Annotated in this window: 22 protein-coding genes; 7 read left to right on the top strand and 15 right to left on the bottom strand. The window is 60.5% G+C overall.

Annotated elements, in window-relative coordinates; all coding sequences use genetic code 11:
• Positions 1-74 precede the first annotated feature (74 nt).
• Positions 75-707 carry a flavin reductase family protein gene (locus ACN1CO_RS02105; protein ID WP_419137309.1) on the top strand — a complete coding sequence of 211 codons (633 nt, stop codon included), beginning with the start codon at positions 75-77 and terminating at the stop codon, positions 705-707.
• Between the two features lie 3 nt (positions 708-710).
• Here ACN1CO_RS02105 and hutH (ACN1CO_RS02100) read toward each other — a convergent pair whose 3' ends face one another.
• From hutH (ACN1CO_RS02100) to hutI, 7 genes are all read right to left on the bottom strand, one after another.
• Positions 711-2,216, bottom strand: a complete 1,506-nt coding sequence (gene hutH / locus ACN1CO_RS02100) for a histidine ammonia-lyase (RefSeq protein WP_419138954.1) — start codon at positions 2,214-2,216, stop codon at positions 711-713.
• A gap of 8 nt (positions 2,217-2,224) precedes the next feature.
• On the bottom strand, positions 2,225-3,019 hold the full coding sequence (locus ACN1CO_RS02095; protein ID WP_419137307.1) for an ABC transporter ATP-binding protein: 795 nt from the start codon (positions 3,017-3,019) through the stop codon (positions 2,225-2,227).
• Positions 3,012-3,755, bottom strand: a complete 744-nt coding sequence (locus ACN1CO_RS02090) for an ABC transporter permease (RefSeq protein ID WP_419137305.1) — start codon at positions 3,753-3,755, stop codon at positions 3,012-3,014. Before ACN1CO_RS02090 ends, ACN1CO_RS02095 begins: the two co-directional genes overlap by 8 nt.
• Before the next feature lie 8 nt (positions 3,756-3,763).
• On the bottom strand, positions 3,764-4,483 hold the full coding sequence (locus ACN1CO_RS02085) for an ABC transporter permease (protein WP_419137303.1): 720 nt from the start codon (positions 4,481-4,483) through the stop codon (positions 3,764-3,766).
• Positions 4,484-4,495: 12 nt separating this feature from the next.
• Positions 4,496-5,344 (bottom strand): transporter substrate-binding domain-containing protein, encoded by an 849-nt coding sequence (locus ACN1CO_RS02080; protein WP_008925090.1) that lies wholly within the window; start codon positions 5,342-5,344, stop codon positions 4,496-4,498.
• Positions 5,345-5,650: 306 nt separating this feature from the next.
• A complete protein-coding gene (hutG, locus tag ACN1CO_RS02075) occupies positions 5,651-6,442 on the bottom strand; it encodes an N-formylglutamate deformylase (protein ID WP_419137301.1) in 792 nt (263 codons plus the stop codon).
• On the bottom strand, positions 6,439-7,656 hold the full coding sequence (gene hutI, locus ACN1CO_RS02070; protein ID WP_419137299.1) for an imidazolonepropionase: 1,218 nt from the start codon (positions 7,654-7,656) through the stop codon (positions 6,439-6,441). The genes hutG and hutI overlap by 4 nt, the downstream gene beginning before the upstream one ends.
• An 81-nt stretch (positions 7,657-7,737) precedes the next feature.
• On the opposite strand from hutI, the gene ACN1CO_RS02065 reads away from it, so the two are divergent.
• Both ACN1CO_RS02065 and ACN1CO_RS02060 read left to right on the top strand, forming a co-directional pair.
• Positions 7,738-9,093, top strand: coding sequence for a formimidoylglutamate deiminase (locus ACN1CO_RS02065; protein ID WP_419137297.1), 1,356 nt, complete (start codon positions 7,738-7,740; stop codon positions 9,091-9,093).
• Positions 9,090-9,632: a HutD family protein gene (locus tag ACN1CO_RS02060; protein WP_419137295.1), complete on the top strand. Its 543-nt coding sequence runs from the start codon at positions 9,090-9,092 to the stop codon at positions 9,630-9,632. The genes ACN1CO_RS02065 and ACN1CO_RS02060 overlap by 4 nt, the downstream gene beginning before the upstream one ends.
• On the opposite strand, the gene hutC is transcribed toward ACN1CO_RS02060, so the two are convergent.
• Positions 9,616-10,371 (bottom strand): histidine utilization repressor, encoded by a 756-nt coding sequence (gene hutC, locus ACN1CO_RS02055; RefSeq protein ID WP_419137293.1) that lies wholly within the window; start codon positions 10,369-10,371, stop codon positions 9,616-9,618. The genes ACN1CO_RS02060 and hutC overlap by 17 nt on opposite strands.
• 325 nt (positions 10,372-10,696) lie before the next feature.
• On the opposite strand from hutC, the gene hutH (ACN1CO_RS02050) reads away from it, so the two are divergent.
• From hutH (ACN1CO_RS02050) to ACN1CO_RS02040, 3 genes are all read left to right on the top strand, one after another.
• Positions 10,697-12,247: a histidine ammonia-lyase gene (gene hutH / locus ACN1CO_RS02050; RefSeq protein ID WP_419137291.1), complete on the top strand. Its 1,551-nt coding sequence runs from the start codon at positions 10,697-10,699 to the stop codon at positions 12,245-12,247.
• 15 nt (positions 12,248-12,262) lie between these two features.
• The gene (gene hutU, locus ACN1CO_RS02045; protein ID WP_419137290.1) at positions 12,263-13,948 is read left to right on the top strand and encodes a urocanate hydratase; all 1,686 of its coding nucleotides are present in this window, start codon (positions 12,263-12,265) and stop codon (positions 13,946-13,948) included.
• A gap of 187 nt (positions 13,949-14,135) precedes the next feature.
• On the top strand, positions 14,136-15,293 hold the full coding sequence (locus tag ACN1CO_RS02040) for a M20 aminoacylase family protein (protein WP_419137288.1): 1,158 nt from the start codon (positions 14,136-14,138) through the stop codon (positions 15,291-15,293).
• 1 nt (position 15,294) lies between these two features.
• Here ACN1CO_RS02040 and ybiB read toward each other — a convergent pair whose 3' ends face one another.
• The 4 genes from ybiB to ACN1CO_RS02020 all read right to left on the bottom strand — a co-directional run bounded on the left by ybiB (position 15,295) and on the right by ACN1CO_RS02020 (position 19,660).
• Positions 15,295-16,263, bottom strand: a complete 969-nt coding sequence (ybiB, locus tag ACN1CO_RS02035) for a DNA-binding protein YbiB (RefSeq protein WP_419137286.1) — start codon at positions 16,261-16,263, stop codon at positions 15,295-15,297.
• A 26-nt stretch (positions 16,264-16,289) separates the two neighbouring features.
• Positions 16,290-18,458 (bottom strand): ATP-dependent DNA helicase DinG, encoded by a 2,169-nt coding sequence (gene dinG, locus ACN1CO_RS02030; protein WP_419138953.1) that lies wholly within the window; start codon positions 18,456-18,458, stop codon positions 16,290-16,292.
• A gap of 123 nt (positions 18,459-18,581) precedes the next feature.
• Positions 18,582-19,100 carry an N-acetyltransferase family protein gene (locus ACN1CO_RS02025; protein WP_419137284.1) on the bottom strand — a complete coding sequence of 173 codons (519 nt, stop codon included), beginning with the start codon at positions 19,098-19,100 and terminating at the stop codon, positions 18,582-18,584.
• On the bottom strand, positions 19,097-19,660 hold the full coding sequence (locus ACN1CO_RS02020; RefSeq protein ID WP_419137282.1) for a helix-turn-helix domain-containing protein: 564 nt from the start codon (positions 19,658-19,660) through the stop codon (positions 19,097-19,099). Before ACN1CO_RS02020 ends, ACN1CO_RS02025 begins: the two co-directional genes overlap by 4 nt.
• Before the next feature lie 149 nt (positions 19,661-19,809).
• Here ACN1CO_RS02020 and ACN1CO_RS02015 point away from each other — a divergent pair, with 149 nt between their 5' ends.
• Positions 19,810-20,544, top strand: coding sequence for a MerR family transcriptional regulator (locus ACN1CO_RS02015; RefSeq protein WP_419137280.1), 735 nt, complete (start codon positions 19,810-19,812; stop codon positions 20,542-20,544).
• A gap of 172 nt (positions 20,545-20,716) precedes the next feature.
• Here ACN1CO_RS02015 and ACN1CO_RS02010 read toward each other — a convergent pair whose 3' ends face one another.
• The 3 genes from ACN1CO_RS02010 to ACN1CO_RS02000 are packed head-to-tail and all read right to left on the bottom strand — an operon-like array spanning position 20,717 to position 23,554.
• Positions 20,717-21,451 carry an ABC transporter permease gene (locus ACN1CO_RS02010; protein WP_419137278.1) on the bottom strand — a complete coding sequence of 245 codons (735 nt, stop codon included), beginning with the start codon at positions 21,449-21,451 and terminating at the stop codon, positions 20,717-20,719.
• Positions 21,439-22,386, bottom strand: a complete 948-nt coding sequence (locus tag ACN1CO_RS02005) for an ABC transporter ATP-binding protein (RefSeq protein ID WP_419137276.1) — start codon at positions 22,384-22,386, stop codon at positions 21,439-21,441. Before ACN1CO_RS02005 ends, ACN1CO_RS02010 begins: the two co-directional genes overlap by 13 nt.
• A complete protein-coding gene (locus ACN1CO_RS02000) occupies positions 22,379-23,554 on the bottom strand; it encodes an ABC transporter permease (protein WP_419137274.1) in 1,176 nt (391 codons plus the stop codon). Before ACN1CO_RS02000 ends, ACN1CO_RS02005 begins: the two co-directional genes overlap by 8 nt.

Genomic DNA, 23,554 nt, shown 5'->3' with positions numbered 1-23,554 from the left:
CCGCTTACCTCTTTCCGATTCCGTCGGGTGATGCTGTCGGGCTAAGATAAATAAAATTCCCTGCTGGAGAAGTTATGAGCCATAAACGCTATTCCTATCAACCCCGTGCGGGCCACGGTCTGCCGCACGATCCGCTGAACGCCATTATCGGGCCGCGCCCGATTGGCTGGATTAGCTCTGTCAGCGCCAGCGGCCAGCGTAATCTGGCGCCTTACAGCTTCTTTAACTGCTTCAACTATCATCCGCCGATTATCGGTTTCGCCAGCAGCGGCTGGAAAGACAGCGTCCGGAATATTGCAGAGACTAAAGAGTTCGTCTGGAACCTGGCGACCCGCCCGCTGGCTGAGGCGATGAACGAAAGTTCTGCTTCGCTGCCTGCCGATCAGGATGAGTTCGCTTTTGCCGGATTAACTCCGCTGGCGGCTTCCCAGGTCAGCGCCAGCCTGGTGGCTGAAAGCCCGGTCAACTTCGAGTGCCGCCTGACGCAACTGATTCAGCTGCAGGATGCCAGCGGCAACCAACTCGACAGCTGGCTGGTGATGGGTGAAGCGGTGGCGATCCACATCGATGAATCACTGCTTGAAGAGGGCATTTATCAGACCGCGAAAGCCGAACCGATTCTGCGCGCGGGCGGCCCGAGCGCCTATTATGGCATCAGTGAAGCGCAGCGCTTCGATTTAGTCCGTCCGGACGCACGCCGCAAATAATCCTCACTCCATAAGCGCATCGGCCCGATGCGCTTTTATCTGCGCCACCGCGCGGGCGATGTCGGGTGCCAGCCAGCGATCCTGCTGCCAGCGATCAACAACCTGCCGCAGATGCTGCCAGGCGCGCCGCGTGCCGGCTGCCAGCTGTGATTCACCGTGAAACTCCAGCGCCTGCGCCGCCAGCAGATACTCAATCGCGATAATGTGATCGACGTTGCTCACCAGCTTCAGCAGCTTCAGCGCCGACCCGGTGCCGAGGCTCAGATGATCCTCCTGTAATCCTGACGTGACATAGTTGTCGAGCACCGCAGGCTGCGCCAGCTGACGGTTTTCCGCGCAAAGCGAGGCCGCGACGTACTGCGCAATCATCATGCCGGAATTGACGCCCGGCTCGGCCACCAGAAACGGTGGCAGGCCGCTGACCAGCGGATTCACCAGCCGATCCAGCCGTCGTTCGGCAATACTCCCCAGCTCCGCCAGCGCAATCGCTAGCAGGTCACAGGCCATCGCCACCGATTCACCATGCGGATGTGATTGTGACACCACGCGCCATTCCTGCGGCGTGCCCAGAATCAGCGGATTGTCGGTACAGGCGTTGAGTTCGGTCTCCACCTGACGGGCGGCGTGATCAAACTGATCGCGGCAGGCACCGTGAACCTGCGGCATCGACCGCAGACTCATCGCATCCTGAGTCCGGATGCCGACGCTCGCGTTCAGCAGCGGGCTGTCACTCAGCAACTGACGCAGGCGTTCGCCGCTGCGCTGAATCCCCGGACTGGCCTTGAGCGCCAGCACCTCAGCGTCAAAGGCCACCAGCTGACCGCGCAGCGCCTCAAAGCTCATTGCGCCCGTCACATCCGCCCAGTCCAGCAGACGTTCGGCATCGTCCAGCGCCAGACAGGCTAAGCCGGTCATGCAGGGCGTGCCGTTGACCAGGCTCAGCCCCTCTTTGGCACCGGGCCGGTAAGGCGCCAAACCCGCCTGAGCCAGCGCCTGCTGCGCGGGCATGATTTCGCCCTGCCACTCCACCTCGCCGATGCCGATCAGGGCCAGACCGATATGCGCCATGTGGGTCAGATAACCCACCGATCCCTGCGACGGCACCTGTGGCGTAATCTGCAGATTCAGCAGCGCCAGCAGTTGCTGTACCAGCGCCACTGACACACCGGATTTGCCGTGGCTATAGTTGGCGATTGCGGCACACATAATGGCGCGCACCTCCGCTTTTTTCAGCACCGGCCCGACACCACAGGCATGGCTCAGCAGGGTATTGCGCGACAGCTGGCTCAGTTCATCTTCAGAAAGGGTGATGTTACACAATGCTCCTAATCCGGTATTGATGCCGTAGGCCACCTGCCCCGCCGCCACGATATTACCGACGATTTCACGGCTCTGTGCGATGCGCTGCCAGGCGCTGTCGCTCAGCGTCAGGGTGGCACCGTGCCGGGCGACCTGCACCAGCGCCTGCCACGTCAGCGGGCCATCGCCCCAGACCTGCGTCTGAATCATCCCGTCACTCATACCACCGGCTCCACCTGATGATGACTGGAGATAAACTGCTTAAAGCGCGCCGAACCGGCGTCGCCGAACATCGCCTCTGGCGTGCCCTGACAATCAATCGTGCCCTGATGCATAAACACCACCCGGTTTGAGACGTTGCGGGCAAAGCCCATCTCATGCGTCACCACCAGCATGGTGCGCCCCTCTTCCGCCAGGCTGCGCATCACCTTCAGCACCTCGCCCACCAGTTCCGGATCCAGTGCCGACGTTGGTTCATCAAACAGCATCACCTCCGGGTCCATCGCCAGTGCGCGGGCGATCGCCACCCGCTGCTGCTGACCACCGGAAAGCTGGGCGGGATAGAAATCTTTGCGATTCAGCAGGCCGACCCGATCCAGCAGCTGTTCCGCCTGGGCGATGCAGGATTTTTTATCGCGCTTCAGCACGTAGTGCGGCCCTTCAATGACGTTTTGCAGGACGGTGAGATGCGACCAGAGATTGAAGCTCTGAAACACCATCCCGAGCCGGGAACGCAGCCGCTCAATCTGACGCGGATTAGCCGCCAGCTGGTGCCCGCGCGCATGACGCTTCATCTCAATGGTTTCGCCGCCGACGCTGACGACTCCGGAATCGGGTGTTTCAAGCAGGTTGATGCAGCGCAGCAGCGTACTTTTACCCGAGCCGCTGGCACCGAGAATAGAGATAACATCGCCCTGGTGCGCCTGCAGCGAGATGCCCTTCAACACCTCCATCGCGCCAAAGGATTTATGGATATCGCTGGCCGACAGCGTGACGGGTGGCAATTCAGACATGTTTATTCTCCTCCGGGGACAAGCCCTTAGCGGCCGGTGACGGCATTTTTTCCACTTTATGAACCGGTGTCAGACGCCGCTCCAGCAGGGCATACAGCTGGACGATGATGAAGTTAAGGATCAGGTAGATCGCCGCCGCACAGAGAAACACCTCCATGGTGCGATAAGTACGCTGGATAATCTGCTGCGCCACGCCGGTGACATCCCACACCGTCACCAGACTGGCCAGCGCGGTTGATTTCACCAGCAGAATCGCTTCAGTGGAGTACGCGGGCAGCGCATAACGCAGCATCACCGGCGCGATAATCCGTCTCAGCAGCAGGCCGCGCGACATGCCGCACGCCATCCCCGCTTCCACCTGACCGGGCGGCACCGCCAGCAGCGCACCGCGCAGGATCTCCGCCGTGTAGGCGGCGGTACAGAGCGACAGCGCCAGCACCGCGCAGGTAAAAGGTTCACGCAGAAACGGCCAGAAGACGCTGTGGCGGATCACCCCAAACTGTCCCAGGCCGTAGTAGATCAGGAACAGCTGGATCATCAGCGGCGAGCCGCGAAATACCAGAATGTAGCCACGGGCAAATGCACTCAGCAGCCGCCAGCGGCTCATGCGCAGCGCCAGAATGCCCACCGCCAGCACGCCCCCGCAGAGAAAGGCGCTGATAAACAACCCGAGCGTGACCGGCAGCGCGGCGCTGAGTTTCAGGAAGGTGTCAGAGAGAAACGCGAAATCGATCATAAATCTCCTTAATGCTGTGCAGCGGTGCGGCTTTGCCAGGCGCGACCCAGACGGGATTCGGCGCGCAGAAAGGCGCGGTTCGACAGCAGCGTCAGCAGCAGATAACAGGCACCGCCCACCAGGTAAAAGGAGAAGTAATCACGGGTTGAACCGGCTGCAATCTGGCTGGCCCGCATCAGTTCGACAATGCCGGTCACCGACACCAGCGCCGAATCTTTCAGGCTCATCTGCCAGACGTTAGACAGGCCGGGCAGCGCATAGCGCGCCACCTGCGGCAGCAGGATACGTTGCCGGATGCGCCAGCGCGGCATACCAATGGCGACGGCGGCTTCGATCTCCCCTTTCGCCAGAGCCAGCCGTGCGGCGCGATAGACTTCCGCCTGGTAAGAGCCGGAGATAAGCCCGATCGCCAATGCCCCGATCAGAAACGGCGGCGCTTCGATAAAACCGTCCGCGCCAAACAGTTGTCCGATCTGCGTGATCAGTCCCGATCCACCGAAGTAAAACAGATAGATCACCAGCAGCTCAGGAATGCCACGAAAAATCACCGAGTAGCCTTCACCCAGCCAGCGAACTGCGCGGTGCGAAGACAACTTTGCGGCGGCGACGCCCGATCCCACCACCGCGCCGACCAGCAGCGCGGAAAACGACAGCAGCAGCGTGGTCAGCGTGGCACTCAGAATCAACCGTCCCCAGCCATCCGGGCCAAAACTCAGCAGGCTTATCATCAGTTACCTCACTCAGGGTGTGACGTCAGTTTTGAACCACTTCTCGCTCAGCTTTTTCACTGTGCCATCGGCCAGCGCGGCTTTGATGGCCTGATCCAGCCGGGCTTTCAGATCGTTGTCTGCCATGCGAACGCCCATCGCCTCGCCCTCACCCCAGATGGGACCACCCAGCTGTGGACCGCTGAAACTGAGGTTACGGTTGTCCGGTCGTGCCAGCATCGACTGCGCAAAGGTCACATCATCAAACACCGCATCAATGCGTCCGGCCTGCAAATCAAGGATCGCATCGGCTGAGCTGGTGTATTCACGCACATCCGCCACCCCTTTGAAGTATTTGTCGATAAACGGCGTGTAGACCGTGCCGGAGGCGATACCAATCGTTTTACCCTTCAGTGCCGCTTTCAGTGGCGCGATGGCCGGCTCGATGGTTTTTTCATCGTCGGTAAGTTTGATGATCTTGCTGTCGGCGGGCAGCAGTGACCCTTTTACCGTGATAAAGGTGGCGGGTGTTGAGGCGTAAGGCACGGTGAAATTCACCACTTTTTTGCGGTCGGGCGTAATCACAATCGCATCCATGATCACGTCATATTTCCCGGCATTCAGTCCGGCGATCATGCCATCCCAGTTCTGCACCACCAGCTTGCACTGGATCGCCATGCGCTGGCAGAGATCCGCCATCAGCTCCGGTTCGAAACCGCCCAGCTTGCCGCCCGGCAGGGTCAGGTTCCAGGGTTCATAACTGCCTTCAGTGGCAATGGTGATCGACTTCCACTCTTTAGCCTGGGCGCTGACGCCACAGAGCAGCAGACTGGAAACCAGCGTAGTAAGACATAAACGACGAAGAGTCAGAGGGTGTGTCATACGGTTCTCCTGAAGTAGCGGCCTGGTGATTGTCCTGACGAGATTTAACATAAATTTCACAGGATGATATGTCATGTATATACAAGTTAACGCAGCGCACTTCATTGCCGGCTTTTTCATTTTGTGAGCCAGACGTAATTTATGACAGGGGTGATGACGCTGCTGTACTTGTACATACAACCAAGCAAAGGTTATGCCAGCTCTGCAGAGACGGAAAAAGGGGCGGGAGGATGGGCGCAGGCAGGCGAAAAGCCCTCGCCTGCACCTGATAAGCGCAACGCTGCACCGGGGTGGCGCATCGCTGATTTACTGCGGTTTGGCCTGCGCCAGCATGGCGTGGATCATCGCCTTCAGCACTTTCTGTAACCGGGCGGCACGCACCTGCTGCCAGGCGTAAGGCGGGGTTTCATCCATGTAGTTGAGCTGGGCCAGCTCCAGCTGCACCGCCTCAATCTGCTGCTGCGGCTGACCGTACGCGCGGGTAATGTAGCCGCCTTTAAAGCGCCCATTGATCACCCAGCTGTAGTCGGTCTGTGCCGCGCACACCGCCTCAATCGCCGCGCTCATGGCAGGCGTGCAGCTTGCGCCGTCGTTGGTGCCGACGTTGATATCAGGCAGACGGCCCTCAAACAGGCGGGGAATTTCACTAGCGATGGAGTGCGCGTCAAACAGCAGCGCATAGCCATGCAGCGCTTTAAGCCGCGCCAGCTCCTGCTGAATCTGCTGATGATAAGGCTGCCAGATCTGATCGATGTAGCCCTGACGCTCCGTGGCATCGGGCGTTTTGCCTGGCGCAAAGGTCGGCGTGCCGTCGAACAGGGTTTCCGGGAACAGGCCAGTGGTGGCCGTCGTGTAGAGCGGCTGGTTATCGGGCGGACGGTTAAGGTCAACCACAAAGCGGGAGTAGCGGCCAATTAACACGCTGGCCCCGAGGTCACGCACAAAATCATACAGCAGCGGGATATGCCAGTCGGTATCAGGCAGGCCGCGCGCGGCCTCACTTAGTCCGGCGTCCACTTCAGGCGTCAGCTCGGTACCGGCGTGGGGAATGCTGACCAGCAGCGGCAGGCTGCCCTGGGAAAAATAGAAAGGGTTCATTGCGGTTCTCCACGATAGACAACGGTACAGGGCAGTTCACCACCCAGCCAGTAAACCAGTTCTGCCGGACGGGCCAGCGGCCAGTGCACGAAGTTTGCCACTTTTCCCGCCTCCAGCGAGCCATGACTCCCCGCCAGACCCAGCGCTTTTGCGCCCCACAGGGTAACGCCCGCCAGCGCCTCTTCCGGGGTCATGCCAAACAGCGTGCAGCCCATGTTGAGCATCAGACGCAGCGACAGTGCAGGCGACGTACCAGGATTGGCATCGCTGGCCAGCGCCATTGGCACGCCGTATTGCCGGAACAGTTCCACCGGTGGGCGCTGGGTCTCGCGCAGCAGATAAAATGCACCGGGCAGCAGCACCGCCACGGTGCCATGCTCCGCCATCGCCCTGGCATCCTCTTCGGTGGCGTATTCAAGATGATCAGCAGAAAGTGCGCCGTAACGCGCCGCCATTGCTGCGCCCCCCAGCGCCGAGAGCTGTTCCGCATGCAGTTTCACCGGCATGCCCAGCGCCACGGCCCGATCGAACACCCGCGCCACCTGCTCAGGGGAAAAGGCGAGATGCTCACAGAATGCATCCACCGCATCCGCCAGCCCCAGCGCTTTAACCTGCGGCAGCAGCCGGTCGCAGATGATATCGACCCAGCCGTCCGGGTCGTGCTTAAACTCCGGCGGAAAGGCATGGGCCGCCAGACAGGTCGCGCGGACATCGGCGGCCACGCTCTCTCGCAGCTGGCGAATCGCCCGCAGCATCCGCAGTTCGCTCTCTTCATCCAGGCCATAGCCGGACTTGATCTCTACGGTTGTGACGCCCTCGGCCAGCAGGCGATTGAGCCGCCAGCGGGCCGATGCCACCAGTTCCTCTTCAGTGGCAGCGCGGGTGGCGCGCACGGTGGAAAGAATGCCTCCGCCCTGCGCGGCGATCTCAGCATAGCTGACGCCATTCAGGCGCTGTTCAAACTCCTGGCTGCGGTCGCCGCCAAACACCAGATGGGTATGACAATCAACCAGTCCCGGCGTCACGATACCCCCCGGCAGTTGATGATGCTGATCGGCGACGAACGCGGGCATCTCCGCCTGTGGCCCGACCCATACCAGCCTGCCCGCCCGCACCACAAGCGCGCCCTGAGGTATCAGATGGTACTTTCCATCACGCATGGTGACCAGGTCGGCCCCGGTCCACACCGTCTCTACGCGCATCTCTTCTGCCATCGCTGCCTCATGCCTCCGCCGTTTACACTGTGCCTCTAAGTATGTATATGTATATACAACCACATCCAGTGAGGATCAACCATGGCAACGTTTTTTGCCCCGCGCGCATTGCTGGCGGAGGGCTGGCAGCAGCAGGTGCGTATCACGGTCAATCAGGCCGGTTTTATCGACTCCATTACCCCGGACAGCCACGCTGAGCAGGCGATTCGGCTCAACGGCGAGGTGATCCCGGCGATCGCCAACCTGCACTCGCACGCCTTTCAGCGCGCCATGGCGGGTCTGGCAGAAGTGGCGGGCGATCCTCAGGACAGCTTCTGGACCTGGCGGGATCTGATGTACCGCATGGTGCAGCGCCTGACGCCCCAGCAGGTGGGCGATATTGCTGCCCTGCTCTACATCGAGATGCTGAAAGGCGGTTATACCCAGGTGGCGGAGTTTCACTATCTGCATCACGATCCCAGCGGCGCGCCCTACGATGATGACGCGATGCTGCAACAGCTGATCGACGCGGCGGAGATTGCCGGTATCGGCCAGACGCTGCTGCCGGTGCTCTACAGCTACAGCGGCTTTGGCAGCCAGCCCGCAGCGGCCGGTCAGAAACGGTTTATCCAGCAGACCGATCGCTATCTGCAACAGCAGGCGCGGCTGGATGCGTGGCAGCAGCAGCGACCACTGCTGAACCGTGGCCTCTGTTTCCATTCGCTGCGGGCGGTGAGTGAAAGCCAGATGCACGACGTGCTGGCGGCCAGCGATCCGACGCTGCCGGTGCATATCCATGTGGCTGAGCAGCAGAAAGAGGTCAATGACTCGCTGGCGTGGAGCGGCGAGCGTCCGGTGGCCTGGCTGCTGAACCGTTTTGCGGTGGATGCGCGCTGGTGTTTGATCCACGCCACTCATCTGGATGAGAGTGAACTGTCGCGTCTCGCCCGCAGCGGCGCGGTGGCGGGTCTCTGTCCGACCACCGAAGCTAACCTCGGTGACGGCATCTTCCCGGCGGTGGAGTATATCGCGCAGGGCGGACGCTGGGGCATTGGCTCTGACAGTCACGTCTCGCTGAGCGCTCAGGAAGAGCTGCGCTGGCTGGAGTATGCGCAGCGACTGCGCGACCAGCGTCGCAACCGGATTACCCTGCCCGGCCAGCCGTCGGTGGGTGACCTGCTGTGGCAACAGGCGGCAGCGGGTGGCGCGCAGGCGTGCGGCATCCAGCAGGGCGCGCTGGCGGTGGGGCAACGTGCCGACTGGCTGGTACTGCGCGATGAAGCATGGCTTGGCAGCGTTGAGTCCTACGCCGTGCTTAACCGCTGGCTGTTTGCCGGACAGCGCGATCAGATTCGCGACGTTTATGTCGCCGGTAAGGCCGTGGTGGAAGATGGCGTGCATCCGCAGCAGACGGCGTGTGCATCCCGCTTTGCTCAGGCGATGGCAGCACTGCGATGATCGCCCGGTTCGCATACGAGGCGCTGGCGGTGAGTCGCTGGCGCAACGGCGGTGGCGAAACCCGCGAAATCATCAGCTTCCCGCCCGGCGCGGATCGCTTCGGCTGGCGCGCCAGTATTGCCACGCTGGCCCAGGATGGTCCCTTCTCTGCCTTTCCGGATATCGATCGGGTCATCACCCTGCTGCATGGCGACCCGGTGTTATTAACCGCGCCTGACGTGCAGCATCGGCTGACGCCGCAACAGCCGTGGGCGTTTGCCGGAGAACTCGCCTTAACGGCGCAACTGCAGGGCAGCGTCAGCGAAGATTTTAATATTATGACGCGACGCGGTGAATGGCAGGCCACGGTGGAGGTGGTTACCACGCCCGTCAGCGCGCTGCATGGCGTCGCCTGGGTTCTGGCGGGTGCGTGGCAGACGGCTGACGGAGAAAGACTGAGTGCGCAACAGGGCGCGTGGTGGGTCGACGAAGAGGTACAAATCAGCCCGTGCGAGTGTGATGCCAGGCTGCTGTTTACCCGTCTTAGCCGTGTCCTCTGAAGCGACCCAGCAGTTTGTAACGTGAGCCGGGATAGAGCAGGCGCGCATAGGTCACGATTTTCGTGTCGCTCCAGGTCTGACGGCGAATCAGCAGGCAGGGTTCGTGTTCATCCAGCGACAGATGTTTACGCTGACGCGCATCGGGCAGCACCGCTTCAACGATGTGCTCGCCCGCCGTCAGCGGCGCAACCCGCATCAGATAGGTGTACGGCGTCATCTTCTCGTAATCCTGCGTCAGGTAATCAGGTGCCACCAGCGGATTGACCAGACGGTCTTCCAGCTGCACCGGCAGATCATTTTCGTAGTGCACAATCAGCGAATGAAACAGCGTCTGCCCGGTGGTGAGTCCCAGTACCGCAGCCTGTTCGGGATCGGCTTTGTTCTGGCCGATGGCGAGGATTTTGCAGCTGTGCTGATGACCGCGCTGGGCGATCTCATCGGCGATGTTATGCACTTCCAGCATGGCGGTGTAGCCTTTCATCTCCGCCACGAAGGTTCCGACACCCTGCATCCGCACCAGGAAGCCTTCGCTGGTGAGTTCACGCAGCGCCCGGTTGATAGTCATGCGGCTGACGCCCAGTTCATTTACCAGTTCACTTTCTGATGGCACACGCTGATTCGCTTTCCACAACCCTTCACGGATCTGGCTGACGATGGCTTGCTTTACCCGCTGATAAATCGGGGCGGGTTCATCGCTCATTGCCGCCGCCAGTTGTGCCAGTGCCGTATGCTCGACCATTTGCTGTTCCTTATGCTGAAAGTCCCCCAAGTTTACTGTCTCACCGCGTGAATGTATATACATCCAGTAGCGTGCGCGATGCCCCACTGGTGCAGCCTGCGCATCCTGATGGTGCAGCCTTTCCGTCGCTTTCCTCACGCAACCCGCAGCAGGCGGAGATTTGATTTTTGTGATCGGTCTGGCACGACGCTTGCTTCTCTGACTTGATTGTATAGACAAGCATAGACAAGAATTAACGCTTATGTTTCACTCGAATTATTCCGCTGGTCAGGGCAAGGAAAGCAGCTTAGCCACGCCAGCACACTTGTATAGACAGGAGTAGACTATGTCAGGTTCGTTTCAGGCATTGCGCCTGGTGCCAGGCGAGGTGGACCTCGCCACATTACGCGCTATCTATCAGGGTAACGTCACGCTGAGCCTTGATGAGAGTGCACATCAGGCGATTGCGGCAGCCCAGCAGACCGTGGATGCGATTGTCGCCTCCGGCAACGTGGTGTATGGCATTAATACCGGCTTCGGCAAGCTGGCGCAGACGCAAATCCCGGCCAGTCGGCTGGCGGATCTGCAGCGTAATCTGGTGCTGTCACACAGCGTCGGACTGGGCGATCTGCTGCCCGACAATGTCACCCGTCTGGTGGTCGCGACCAAAATTATCAGCCTGGCGCGCGGTCACTCTGGCGTGCGTATCGAACTGGTTGAGGCGCTACTCGCGCTGTTCAACGCGGGCGTAATGCCCTGCATCCCGGAAAAAGGATCGGTCGGCGCTTCCGGCGATCTCGCGCCGCTGGCGCACATGTCGCTGATGCTGCTGGGCGAAGGTCAGGTTCGGCTCAATGGCGAATTGATCCCGGCAACAGAAGGTCTGGCAAGTGTCGGCCTGTCGCCGTTTGTGCTCGGCCCGAAAGAGGGACTGGCGCTGCTCAACGGCACCCAGGTTTCGACGGCGCTGGCGCTGCGTGGCCTGTTTGAAGGTGAAAACCTGTTTGCCGCCGGTCTGATGGCCGGTGCGCTGTCGCTGGAGGCGATCAAAGGCTCGCTGAAACCATTCGACGCCCGTATCCATAAGGCACGCGGCCAGCAGGGACAGATTGCGGTGGCCGCCGCCGTCAGCAGCCTGATTGAGGGCAGTGAAATTCTGCAGTCGCATACCCATTGCGGCCGCGTGCAGGACCCCTACTCCATCCGCTGCGTGCCGCAGGTGATGGGTGCCTGCCTGGACAACTTCAGCCACGCGGCGCGGATTCTGGAAATCGAAGCGAACGCCGCCTCGGACAACCCGCTGGTGTTCAGCGACAGTGGTGATGTGATCTCCGGCGGCAACTTCCACGCCGAGCCGGTGGCCTTTGCCGCTGACATTCTGGCGCTGGCGATTGCCGAAGTCGGCGCCATCTCTGAGCGGCGCATGGCGCTGCTGCTGGATAGCGGCCTCTCCGGTCTGCCGCCCTTCCTGGTGCGCGACGGCGGCGTGAACTCCGGCTTTATGATTGCCCAGGTCACCGCCGCTGCGCTGGCCTCTGAGAACAAATCGCTGGCTCATCCGGGCAGCGTGGACAGTCTGCCGACCTCCGCAAACCAGGAGGATCACGTCTCGATGGCGACCTACGCCGCCCGCCGTCTCGGCAGCATGTGCTTTAACAGCGCCGCCGTGGTCGGTATCGAAGCGATGGCCGCCGCGCAGGGGATTGAATTCAACCGGCCGCTGAAAAGCTCCGCACTGATTGAGCAGGCCATCGACACCATTCGTGAGCAGGTCGCCTTCCTTGAGGAGGATCGTCTGCTGGCACCCGATATCCAGGCCATGCGTCAGTGGGCAAGTCGCGCTGACTGGCCTCAGGCATTGACCGCGCTGCTGCCAAGCATGCGCCCAACTTCTTGAATTAAGGAATCTTTCATGAGCGAAACTCTTTCTCAGGCTGTGGCACGTGAAATTCGTGCGCCGCATGGCACTACGCTGCACTGCGCCAACTGGCTGATTGAAGCGGCTTACCGCATGATTCAGAACAACCTCGATCCCGATGTTGCCGAGCGACCGGAAGATCTGGTGGTTTACGGCGGCATCGGTAAAGCGGCGCGTAACTGGGAGTGCTTCGAGCAGATCCTGCGTTCACTGCGGGCGCTTCAGCCGGATGAAACGCTGCTGATCCAGAGCGGCAAGCCGGTCGGCATCTTCCGCACCCACGCGGATGCGCCACGCGTCCTGCTGGCAAACTCCAACCTGGTGCCGCACTGGGCGACCTGGGATCACTTCCATGAGCTGGATAAAGCGGGCCTGATGATGTACGGCCAGATGACCGCCGGTTCCTGGATCTACATCGGCGCGCAGGGCATCGTGCAGGGCACCTACGAAACCTTCGTGGAAGCGGGCCGTCAGCACTATAACAACGACCTCAGCGGACGCTGGATCCTCACCGCCGGGTTGGGCGGCATGGGCGGCGCGCAACCGCTGGCGGGCGTGCTGGCTGGTGCCTGTGTGCTGGCAATTGAGTGCCAGGAGTCGCGCATCGATTTCCGTCTGCGTACCCGCTACGTCGACTACAAAGCCACCACGCTGGACGAAGCGCTGGCAATCATCAGCGAAGCCACCGCCGCGAAGAAAGCGATTTCGGTCGGGCTGCTGGGCAATGCCGCTGAGATCCTGCCGGAGCTGGTGAAACGCGCCCAGGCGGGCGGGCCGAAACCGGACATCGTGACCGATCAGACCTCGGCACACGACCCGATTAATGGTTATCTGCCGATTGGCTGGGATCTGGCGCGCTGGCAGCAGGAGCGCGTTTCACAGCCGAAAGCGGTGGAGAAAGCGGCGCGGGCTTCTATGGCGGTTCACGTCCAGGCGATGCTCGACTTCTGCCATATGGGCATCCCGACCGTGGATTACGGCAATAACATCCGTCAGGTCGCGCTGGATGAGGGTGTCAGCAACGCTTTTGACTTCCCTGGGTTTGTACCGGCCTATATTCGTCCGCTGTTCTGCGAAGGCAAAGGCCCGTTCCGCTGGGTGGCGCTGTCAGGCGACCCGGAAGATATCTACAAGACCGACGCCAAACTTAAAGAGCTGTTCCCGCACCATAAAACGCTGCATCGCTGGCTTGATATGGCGCAGGAGCGCATCGCCTTCCAGGGCCTGCCGGCACGTATCTGCTGGCTGGGACTGGGTGAGCGACATCTTGCCGGTCTGGCATTCAACGAAATGGTGCGAAACGGCGAGCTGAAAGCGCCGGTAGTCATTGGCCGTGACCATCTTGACTGTGGTTCAGTCGCCTCACCAAACCGTGAGACCGAAGCGATGAAAGATGGCTCGGATGCGGTTTCTGACTGGCCGCTGCTCAACGCACTGCTGAATACGGCAGGTGGCGCGACCTGGGTCAGCCTGCATCATGGCGGCGGTGTCGGCATGGGCTTCTCGCAGCACTCGGGCGTGGTGATTGTCTGTGACGGCAGCAAAGAGGCCGATGCGCGTCTGAGCCGGGTATTATGGAATGACCCGGCCACCGGTGTGATGCGTCACGCCGATGCAGGTTATGAGCTGGCGCAGCATTGCGCGGCAGAGCATGGCCTGAACCTGCCGATGCAGAAATAAACCACTCAACGGGGCGAGCTTCGGCTCGCTCCGCTTTTCCATTCTCAGCCCCTTCTGAAATCACTTCCTTATTACTTATTCCATTTTGATTTAGCCTATAGCTCTATTTAGTCCTGACGGCGATAGACGCCGCGCCACCCGATCACTAAAGTGAAATCTTCTCATTCTGTATGGAGCGCGACTCTGCATGACCCTTTCCCCTGCCCTGCTTGAAGATGCCCTGCGCTGGCGCCGTGATTTTCATCGCCAGCCCGAATTAGGTTATCAGGAACAGCAAACCAGCCAGTTTATCGCGGAAGAGTTAGCGCGGGCGGGATTGCAGGTGTTTCGTGGTCTGGCGGGCACCGGGGTTATCGGCACGCTGGAAAACGGTCCCGGTCCTGTTATCGGCCTGCGTGCGGATATGGATGCGCTGCCGATTACGGAGAAAGGTGACGCCGAATGGCGCTCCGCGACGCCTGGCGTGATGCACGCCTGCGGACATGATGGTCACAGCGCCATTCTGCTGGCCGCCGCCCGACAGCTGGCCGCCACGCGCGAGTTCAGCGGCACGGTGCATTTCATTTTTCAGCCTGCCGAGGAGAATCTGGGCGGTGCGCGCAAAATGGTGGAAGAGGGATTGTTCCAGCGCTTCCCGATGGATGCGATTTACGCCATGCACAACTGGCCGGGACTGCCGCTGGGCTCACTGGCGGTTAACCCTGGCGCGATGATGGCGTCGCTGGATTCGTTTGAAATTACGCTGCACGGCAAAAGCTGCCACGCGGCGATGCCGGAAAGCGGTGCCGATCCGATGGTGGTGGCCGCCGAGCTGATTCTGGCACTGCAGACCATTCCGTCTCGTCGGCTCTCGCCGCTGGCTTCAGCGGTGGTCAGCGTGACACAGATTCACGGTGGTGAAGCGATCAACGTCATCCCGGAACAGATTGTGTTGCGCGGTACGGTGCGATGTCTGCAGACCTGCGTGCGCGAAAAAGTGCGTGGGCTGATTGATGAGTTTGTGGCGACCCTGCCGCGTCCGTTTGGCGTCAGCGGTGAGATTGACTGGCTGCCGGGCTATCCGGTTACGGCTAACCATGCGGCCCCGGCTGAGCAGGTGCGCGACGTGGCGCTGGCAACGCTGGGGGCAGAACAGGTTCACTGGCAGGTCAATCCATCAATGGCATCAGAAGATTTTGCCTGCATGATGGAAGCCTGCCCTGGCGCTTACTTCTGGCTGGGCGCAGATGGTGAAACGCCCTCCGCGCCGCTGCACAACGCCCGCTATGACTTCAACGACGCGTTGCTGCCGATTGGCATCCGTTTCTGGCAGAACCTGGTTGAACAGGCGCTGCCAGCCGCCTGAGTCAGTAACCGGCGGCGAGGATCTGCTGCTCTGCCGCCGCCAGCGAGTCGCACTGGCCGCTGGCGCGCAGGCAGCAGGCGAGCTGCAGTCGCAGTGACGCAGGCACCGGACGCTGCTGATTCAGCACCTCTTCAATCCAGCGCGCAGTCGCCTCTGCCGTCTTGTCTGCCGGCAGTTCAACCGCCACTTCGGGCTGACGCTCCACCCACACTTCCGCTTCTGCACCTGCGCCCTGAATCATGCTGATTGCCGGGCAGCGCTGCGGATTGGCATAGACTTCCCCTTCGGTGCCATTGAGCAATATGGCTGGCGCATCGATGTCACTGAAGAATTTCGCGACGCGCGGCACATACTCCGGATGCGACACGCTCGACAGCCGCAGCGCCGCACGCTCTGCAAACGGCGTTGCCAGTTTTGCCAGCGTGTGTGCGCTATTACGGACGCCCATCCGCCAGCGCAGCGACAGCTGTTTCGCCATCGGCGGACAGAGGTGATCGATAGTGACAAAGGCCAGCTCGCCCTGATCGAGTTTCGCCTGCGCCGCCTCAGCGGTCGTAACAGGCACAATGCCCAGCGCGGCAAACACGGCTTCACTGGTGATGCGCGTCGCATCGTCGCTGACGCCGTGCACCAGCACCGGGAAGCCGAGTTTCACCAGCAGCAGCGCCAGCAACGGCGTCAGATTGCCCTGGCGGCGTGCACCATTGTAGCTGGGGATCACCACCGGCATCGGCCGGTTTTCTGGCGCACGCAGTTGCATCATCTGCGCCTGCATCGCCTGATAAAAGCCGCGCATCTCTTCTTCGCCTTCGCCTTTGATACGCAGCGCAATCAGGATGCCGCCCAGCTCCAGGTCCTGCACTTCGCCCGCCAGCATCGCGCCATAGAGCGCCACCGCCGTATCAAAATCGATGTCGCGGGCATGATTTTTACCGCGACCAATCTCTTTAATGATTTTATTCAGTTCCATCACTCGCTTCCGGTTAAGTGCGCGGCTCAGCGCCGCGTGGGACGTCGTTTACGCACCGTGTTTTTGGGCACCACAGCGGCCGGTATCGCTTCCGGCTCTGGCGTTTCGGGCTGCTCAATCGGGAAGATCGGCAACGCGGCTAATAACCGGCTGCCGTAAGATTTGCTCAGCAGACGGCGGTCATAAATCACGATTTCGCCATAACATTGATGGCTGCGAATCAGGCGTCCGACCTGTTGAATCAGGGTGAATGAGGCGCTGGGTAAACTCTGCACCTCAAACGGATAGCGCTTCAGGCTTTTCAGCCACTCGCCTTCGGTCAAAATTACCGGACTGTCTACCGGGGGAAAAGCGATTTTATGAATATGCACCTGACTCAGCAGATCGCCTTTCAGGTCCAGCCCCTCAGCAAAGGACTGCAGGCCAATCAGCACGCTGGTTTCCCCTTTAGTGACGCGCTGACGATGCAGGTCCACCAGGCGGCTGCGCGGCTGATCGCCCTGCACCAGCATGGAGAGCCGCAGGTCGGGCAGACAGGCGACAAACTGCTGCATCGCCCGGTTGCTGGCAAACAGCACCAGCACGCCTTTATGCTTTTTCTCCGCCATTTGCTGGCGGAAGAAACCGGCCATCTCGGCGATGTGCTCCGCTTCATGCGTCATCAGCGGCTCGAAGCGCATCTGCGGGATCACCAGCTTGCCCTGCTCCACGTGGTTAAACGGCGAGTCGAGCGCCACAAAACGGTCGCCTGCTTTCTCGCTGAGTCCCGACATCTCCTGCAGACGATTGAAGCTGTTGAGCGATCGCAGCGTGGCGGAGGTCACCACCACATGCGGGATTTTGCGCCACAGCATCTTCTCCAGCTGATCGCTGACGCGGATCCCGGCGCAGTGGAAAAGCAGATGCGCCTGACCTTCACGCAGCTCGCGGGTGATCCACTTCGACACAGGCGCGCCAGAGGCTTTTTCCATTGCTGCCAGCCGCCACAGCTTGCTGACCGATTCGAACCAGCCAAACTGGCGATTGAGCTGTAGCAGATTGCGATGCAGACGCACCAGATCGACTTTGCCGGTCTGCTCGCTAAGCGCATTAATCAGGCCTTCGCTCAGGCCGCGCAGCGCGTCGCTGAGTTTGAACAGCCGGGCACAGAGTTCCAGCAGCTCCTGCGGCAGCGCACCGAGCACAAAGCGAAATTCTCCCGGCTGGTTATGCGGCGGCAGCAGCGGATTCAGCGCCTGCGCAGTGATGTTCAGCAGTTCACGCAGCTCATCGCAGTGCGCCTTCAGTCGCTCGGGATTAGCCAGCGGCGGCGGCGATTTTGGCCGCATCTGCGTCATGATGCTCTCAACCAGCTTGATAAACAGGTCGAGTTGCAGGCTGCTCCACCCTGGCGTGATGTCGGCGCTCATCTCCAGCGCATCGCGAGCCACTTCCGGCAGATGATGCCCTTCATCGAGCACCAGCATCAGGTTTTTAGCCGGTGGCAGGACCGACTCGTTTTCCATCGCCGCCATCACCAGCGCATGGTTCGCGACCACCACATCCACCTGTTCTATTTCGCGTCGCGCCACAAAGAACGGGCATTCACGATACCAGTGACAGTGCGAGCCGAGGCAGCTCGCTTTGTCGGTAGAAAGGCGCTGCCACAGGCTGTCGCTGACGTTCTCCTCGCTGTGATCGCGCAGGCCATCCCACTGGTAGCGATCCAGCGATTTCTGTAAGCGGCCACACTGCGTCTGTTCTTCTTTGGTGCTGCTGACCGCGTCATCGTCGAGATAGAGCAGCAGATCGCCCTGCTGATCGGCGTCGGCCGCCATCGCCGCCAGATTGCGCGGACAGACATAGCGCCCGCGGCCAAAGGCAGCGGTAAAAGTGAGATCGGGGATGATTTTCTTCAGCAGCGGCAGATCTTTGGTGAAGATTTGATCCTGCAGCGCCACGTTGGCGGTGCTGATCACCAGCTGCTTTTCCTGGGCGCGGCTGGCCGCGATGCCCGGGATCAGATAAGAGAGGGTTTTGCCCACGCCGGTCGGTGCTTCAACCGCCAGATGGCGCGAATCGTCGCCCGCCAGACATTTTGCCACTTCGGCAATCATCTGGCGCTGCGGCGCACGCGGGATGAAATCAGGCACCTGCTCCTGAAGCGCTTTATACCATTGCGCTATCTGGCTTTTTACTGCGGCTGTCAGGGCCATGATTTGCTTTACCACACCGAAAAACTGACCTGTATTTTTACACAGTATCCCGGCGGCGTCAGCTTTCACGCCGAATTTTTCGTGCGCCATCGTAAATTTCAGTCAGTGTCCGGCGGCGGTGATTTACGTCAGCACTTTGTACATCACGGTGGTGGCATCCAGTACGCCGGCGGTGGATTCGGCATAAAACGGGATCGATCCCGCCACCTGCCAGCCCAGCGAAAGGTAGAGATCGCTGGCGACATCGCCGCTGCGCGTATCCAGCACCAGCAGGGTTTTGCCCTGCTCGTGCGCCCGCTGCTCAGCACGCTGCATCAGTTCACGGGCGATGCCCTGACGGCGCGCCTGCGGATGCACCAGCAGCTTGCTGATCTCCGCCCGGTGGCGGCCGTTGGGCATGACGCTGCGATTGATAATGACCGTCGCCACGATGCGCCCCTGCTGACGCGCGACCAGTAATTCGCTGTCGCCGCCGGTGATGCTGGCGATCCACTGCTGCCAGAATAGTGTCATCACCTCAATGTCTTCAGCATCAATAAAACCAATGCTGGCCCCGTCTGCCACACAACCCTGCAGAACGTGGGTCAGTTCGCCCAGATGCTGTTGCGCCTGTGTCGCGCTGAGTGTTGCGTACTCAATCATGGTTTCGCCACCACCAGTAAATAGCGCGCGCCGTCGGTCAGGTGCGCCTCAAAAGCCGATTTTCCGATCAGATGAAAACGTAAGCAGTCGCCTGGCTGCAACGTCCACGCCTGAGACCCCATCGTGATGGTGAGTCCACCCTCGCACAGCCAGATATGCTGCTCCAGTCCATGAATGGGTGGCGCATCGTAATCGATACGCGCACCAGGGCGTAACTTGCCCTCAACCAGTTCGCATCTAAAATGAAGTGCGGGTGGTGAAATATTGCGGCGGATAAATCCGCTGGCCTCATCCTGCCACACCGGCTGCTGCTGCTCTGTGACCAGCAGACTGGACTCCTCCTCCACTTCACTCAGCAGGCGCGACATCGTTAATCCGTAGGCCGCACAGAGGCGGTTAAGCAGTGCAGCAGTAGGGCTGGTCTCGCTTCGCTCAATACGCGATAATGACGCGCGGCTGATGCCGGTAGCGACAGAAAGTTCATCCAGTGACCAGCCGCGTTGCAGGCGTAATTCTGCCAGCCTCACCGCCAGTCGTTGCTCAGTATTCAACTCCGACATTGCATTTTCTCATATATGGGAAATATTCTCTTAAATGAGATATAGCTGAGAAAGGGCGTATCAGTCAAGTTGTACATTGAGAAATGTATTGTACAACTTAGTCTGCTTCGTTATGGTAATTGCATTCAGACTAATCGAAAGAGGAATTTATGACCTTATACAGTATCGGTGATGTCGCCGAGCGCTGTGGCATAAACCCAGTCACCCTGCGCGCCTGGCAGCGTCGTTATGGCTTACTGAAGCCGCAACGCACCGAAGGCGGACATCGTCAGTTTGACGAAGAAGATGTTCAGCGTATTGAAGAGATCATGCGCTGGATTGAAAGCGGCGTGCCGGTCGGTAAAGTTAAAGCATTGCTGGAAGGTGGCGATGTGGATGCCCATGACGGCTGGACCACCCTGCAGGATGAGCTGATCAGCGTACTGCGTCACGTCAGACCGTCTAAACTTCGTAATAAAATTGCCGCGATTGGTCGCGAACATCCGATTGATGCATTGATTGATCACGTTTTCATGCCGGTGCGCCAGAAGCTCAGTCTGGACCAGAACACCGCCCGCACGATGTGCAGTCTGCTCGATGGCTTGCTGATCGACTATGTCGCCTTCTGCCTGACCGGCAGTCGGAAAAAATCAGGCAAAGATGCGCTGATTATTGGCTGGGGTATCGACGATCGAACCCGCATCTGGCTGGAAGGCTGGCGTCTGTCGCAACATGGCTGGCGAATTGATGTACTGGCTGAACCGCTGGATCTGCCGCGTCCTGAACTCTTCCCTGGCATGAATATGTTTGTCTTTACCGGTAAAAAACTGACCCTTCGCCAGCAGGAACAGCTGTCACACTGGCAGGAACAGGGTTATGCCGTGCGGTTGCATGAACCCGGCTGATAACAAAAACGCACGCCGGGCACTTTGCCTTCTGCCTTGCGCGCGCTATTATCCCCGCCTCACTGTTAACGAGCTCAGGTTTTCACCATGAATGTCAAAAAAGCCTTTTTCGCCACGCTGTTTTTTATTATGGCGGCCGGCGGCACCAGCGGTCTGATGCTGGTCGGATACTCTATGATCGTTCACTCACGCTGAACCCGCGCTGAAGGCGCTCAAACAGGCGATCGCTGACTATCGCCAGCAGCGCCACCAGCAGTGCTCCCTGAATCACATAGGCTGTATTAAAGCCGCTTAAGCCGATAATCACCGGCGATCCCAGACTTTTCGCGCCAACCGTTGAGGCGATGGCCGCCGTGCCGATGTTGATAATCACCGAGGTGCGTATCCCGGCGATAATCACCGGTGCTGCAAGCGCCAGCTCAACCTGCCATAACCGTTGCCAGCTGCTCATGCCGACTCCGATGGCGATCTCCCGACTGCTCGCCGGTACGCTATCAATGCCCGCCAGCGTACCCTGTAAAATCGGCAGCAACCCATAGAGCAGTAGCGCCACCACCGCAGGCCAGGCACCAAACCCCATGACCGGCACCGCAATCGCCAGCACCGCAACCGGCGGAATTGTCTGCCCCGCTGCCACAATGGTTTCCATCAGCGGCCGGAAGGCCCGCCCCGCCCGCCGCGTCACCAGCACGCCACTGCCGATGCCAATCACGATCGCCAGCAGGCTGGCGGTGACCACCAGAAACAGATGCGCCAGCGTCAGCTGCCAGAAGCTCTCCTGCTGATAGAGTGGCCGCGCCAGGTCCGGAAACCAGCGGTGAAACAGCGGCCCGCTGTACGGCATTAGCGTCAGCAGCGCACCGTAGAACAGCACCAGCCACAGCAGCGGATCCTTCAGCCTGCGCATGTTGACGCCTCGCGCAGTTGCAGCAGGTCGCCAAAGTGGAGCACGCCCAGCGGCTGTTGCTGATCGTCGATGACCGGCAGTTTATCGGTGCGCCGCGCAATGAACTGCGACAGGGCATCCCGCAGCGTCAGGGCAGCGGCAATCGGTTCGCCCGCCAGCCACTCGCCACGCCGCACCGCATTCCCGACCTGTTCCAGCGCCAGCAACCGGACGCCCATTTCACTGCGGCCAAAGAAGTCGCGCACAAAATCGTTTTTTGGCTGGGTCAGCAGCTCCACTGGCCTGCCCTGCTGAACAATCTCACCGTTGTCCATCAGCACGATGCGATCCGCCAGCGTCAGCGCTTCGTCGATGTCATGGGTCACCAGCACGATGGTGCGGCCCGAAAGTCGATGAATACGCAGCATCTCCTGCTGCAGCACGCCGCGCGTCACCGGGTCGAGCGCGCCAAATGGCTCGTCCATCAGCAACACTTCCGGGTCCGCCGCCAGCGCCCGCGCAACACCCACCCGCTGCTGCTGCCCGCCGGAGAGCTGATGCGGATAGCGATTCAGCAATTGCGCGTCGAGATTGAGCAGCGCCAGCAGCGCCGCGATGCGTTCATCAACCTGTGCCCTGGGCCAGCCCAGCAGCACCGGCACCGTGGCGATATTCTTCCGCACCGTCCAGTGCGGAAACAGGCCAATTGACTGGATGGCATAACCCATGCGTCGCCGCAGCGTGCGGGCATCAAGCTGGCGAATCGACTCACCGGCAAAGCGAATCTCACCGCTATCAAACTCCACCAGCCGGTTGATCATCTTCAGGGTGGTCGATTTGCCGGAACCGGAGGTGCCGAGCAGCACGCAGAACTCCCCTTTTGCCACCTGCAGGGACAGATCTTTCACGGCGGCTTTGCCGTTAAAGGCGCGGGAAACGCCATCAAACTCAATCATCTTTTCTCTCCAGCAGTGAGATCAGCAGGCGGAACAGCGCATCGATGACGACCGCCAGCGCAATCACCGGGATGACGCCCAGCAACACCAAATCCAGCGCACTGCTCAACAGTCCCTGGAAAATAATCGCGCCAAAGCCGCCCGCGCCAATCAGCGCCGCGACCACCGCCATGCCCAGCGTCTGCACCACGACCACGCGCAGGCCCGCCAGCCAGACCGGCAAAGCCAGCGGCACATCCACCGCAATAAACTGCTGCCAGCCGCTCATGCCCGTACCGCGCGCGCTTTCGCGCACCTCCTGCGGCACCTGTTGTAAACCCACGACCACGCTGCGCACCAGCGGCAACAGGGCGTAAAGCACCAGGGCGATCAGCGCCGGTGCCATACCAATGCCGCTGATGCCCCAGTCGCCCAGCCACGGAAATTGCTGAGCCAGTCCGGCCAGCGGCGCAATCAGCAAGCCAAACAGCGCCACCGACGGCACCGTCTGTATCACATTCAGCACGCCAAACACGCCACCCTGCCAGCCAGGCCGCCGGAACAGCGTGACGCCCAGCGGCAGCGCAATGATCAGCGCAGGCAGCACAGTGCCCGCCAGCAATGTCAGATGACGGCTCAGCGCCGCATCAAATACCGCATGGCGGTTGGCATACTCTTTCAGCAGGGAGAGATCGCTGAGCTGGCCACTGAACAACAGCAATAGCGGCAACAGCCAGACTTGCAGATTGAGCAGCAGCTGGCCCAGCCGATGGGAAGTGAGTTGCCGCACCTGATCGGTGATCAGCAGCAGGATCAGCGCGCCGCTGCACCACAGGCCGCTGGCAAAGCTGGTGCGCGCCAGACGGCTGCCCTGCTGGCTGAGCAAAGTAGCCTGATGACCGCTGAGCCAGAGGATCGCGGCCAGTAGCAGTTCGGCTGCCAGCAGCGCGACAACCAGCGAGCTGCGCCCAGGCGAGCGCCACAACAGCAGCCAAAGCGTCGCCAGCGGCAGCAACAGCAGTCCGAAACGGCTGATCTGCCAGCCCATCAGCGGTTCGCCCGCCACCAGCCGGTTCGGGGCGAAGTTAAGAAATGGCAATGCCACCAGCGCCAGACTCAGCAGCGTCAGCAGCAGTAACGCCACCGGCTGCTGAACCGGACGGCGTATCGCTTCCCGCGATATCTGCAT

The sequence above is a fragment of the Pantoea sp. R13S299 genome (genome assembly GCF_048515925.1).
GTDB lineage: Bacteria > Pseudomonadota > Gammaproteobacteria > Enterobacterales > Enterobacteriaceae > Pantoea.
This window is presented reverse-complemented; position numbering and strand designations above follow the sequence as displayed.

What these genes read in the sequence shown, in the direction of transcription:
- hutI (WP_419137299.1), bottom strand. Translation starts at nt 7,656, where the DNA reads ATGGCAGAAGAGATGCGCGTAGAGACGGTGTGGACCGGGGCCGACCTG.
- ACN1CO_RS02005 (WP_419137276.1), bottom strand. Translation starts at nt 22,386, where the DNA reads ATGATTGAGTTTGATGGCGTTTCCCGCGCCTTTAACGGCAAAGCCGCC.
- hutH (WP_419138954.1), bottom strand. Translation starts at nt 2,216, where the DNA reads ATGATTCAGACGCAGGTCTGGGGCGATGGCCCGCTGACGTGGCAGGCG.
- hutH (WP_419137291.1), top strand. Translation starts at nt 10,697, where the DNA reads ATGTCAGGTTCGTTTCAGGCATTGCGCCTGGTGCCAGGCGAGGTGGAC.
- ACN1CO_RS02060 (WP_419137295.1), top strand. Translation starts at nt 9,090, where the DNA reads ATGATCGCCCGGTTCGCATACGAGGCGCTGGCGGTGAGTCGCTGGCGC.
- ACN1CO_RS02090 (WP_419137305.1), bottom strand. Translation starts at nt 3,755, where the DNA reads ATGATCGATTTCGCGTTTCTCTCTGACACCTTCCTGAAACTCAGCGCC.
- ACN1CO_RS02020 (WP_419137282.1), bottom strand. Translation starts at nt 19,660, where the DNA reads ATGTCGGAGTTGAATACTGAGCAACGACTGGCGGTGAGGCTGGCAGAA.
- ACN1CO_RS02025 (WP_419137284.1), bottom strand. Translation starts at nt 19,100, where the DNA reads ATGATTGAGTACGCAACACTCAGCGCGACACAGGCGCAACAGCATCTG.
- ACN1CO_RS02000 (WP_419137274.1), bottom strand. Translation starts at nt 23,554, where the DNA reads ATGCAGATATCGCGGGAAGCGATACGCCGTCCGGTTCAGCAGCCGGTG.
- ACN1CO_RS02095 (WP_419137307.1), bottom strand. Translation starts at nt 3,019, where the DNA reads ATGTCTGAATTGCCACCCGTCACGCTGTCGGCCAGCGATATCCATAAA.
- ACN1CO_RS02015 (WP_419137280.1), top strand. Translation starts at nt 19,810, where the DNA reads ATGACCTTATACAGTATCGGTGATGTCGCCGAGCGCTGTGGCATAAAC.
- ACN1CO_RS02085 (WP_419137303.1), bottom strand. Translation starts at nt 4,483, where the DNA reads ATGATAAGCCTGCTGAGTTTTGGCCCGGATGGCTGGGGACGGTTGATT.
- ybiB (WP_419137286.1), bottom strand. Translation starts at nt 16,263, where the DNA reads ATGGAACTGAATAAAATCATTAAAGAGATTGGTCGCGGTAAAAATCAT.
- hutG (WP_419137301.1), bottom strand. Translation starts at nt 6,442, where the DNA reads ATGAACCCTTTCTATTTTTCCCAGGGCAGCCTGCCGCTGCTGGTCAGC.
- ACN1CO_RS02010 (WP_419137278.1), bottom strand. Translation starts at nt 21,451, where the DNA reads ATGCGCAGGCTGAAGGATCCGCTGCTGTGGCTGGTGCTGTTCTACGGT.
- ACN1CO_RS02065 (WP_419137297.1), top strand. Translation starts at nt 7,738, where the DNA reads ATGGCAACGTTTTTTGCCCCGCGCGCATTGCTGGCGGAGGGCTGGCAG.
- ACN1CO_RS02080 (WP_008925090.1), bottom strand. Translation starts at nt 5,344, where the DNA reads ATGACACACCCTCTGACTCTTCGTCGTTTATGTCTTACTACGCTGGTT.
- hutU (WP_419137290.1), top strand. Translation starts at nt 12,263, where the DNA reads ATGAGCGAAACTCTTTCTCAGGCTGTGGCACGTGAAATTCGTGCGCCG.
- ACN1CO_RS02040 (WP_419137288.1), top strand. Translation starts at nt 14,136, where the DNA reads ATGACCCTTTCCCCTGCCCTGCTTGAAGATGCCCTGCGCTGGCGCCGT.
- dinG (WP_419138953.1), bottom strand. Translation starts at nt 18,458, where the DNA reads ATGGCCCTGACAGCCGCAGTAAAAAGCCAGATAGCGCAATGGTATAAA.
- hutC (WP_419137293.1), bottom strand. Translation starts at nt 10,371, where the DNA reads ATGGTCGAGCATACGGCACTGGCACAACTGGCGGCGGCAATGAGCGAT.
- ACN1CO_RS02105 (WP_419137309.1), top strand. Translation starts at nt 75, where the DNA reads ATGAGCCATAAACGCTATTCCTATCAACCCCGTGCGGGCCACGGTCTG.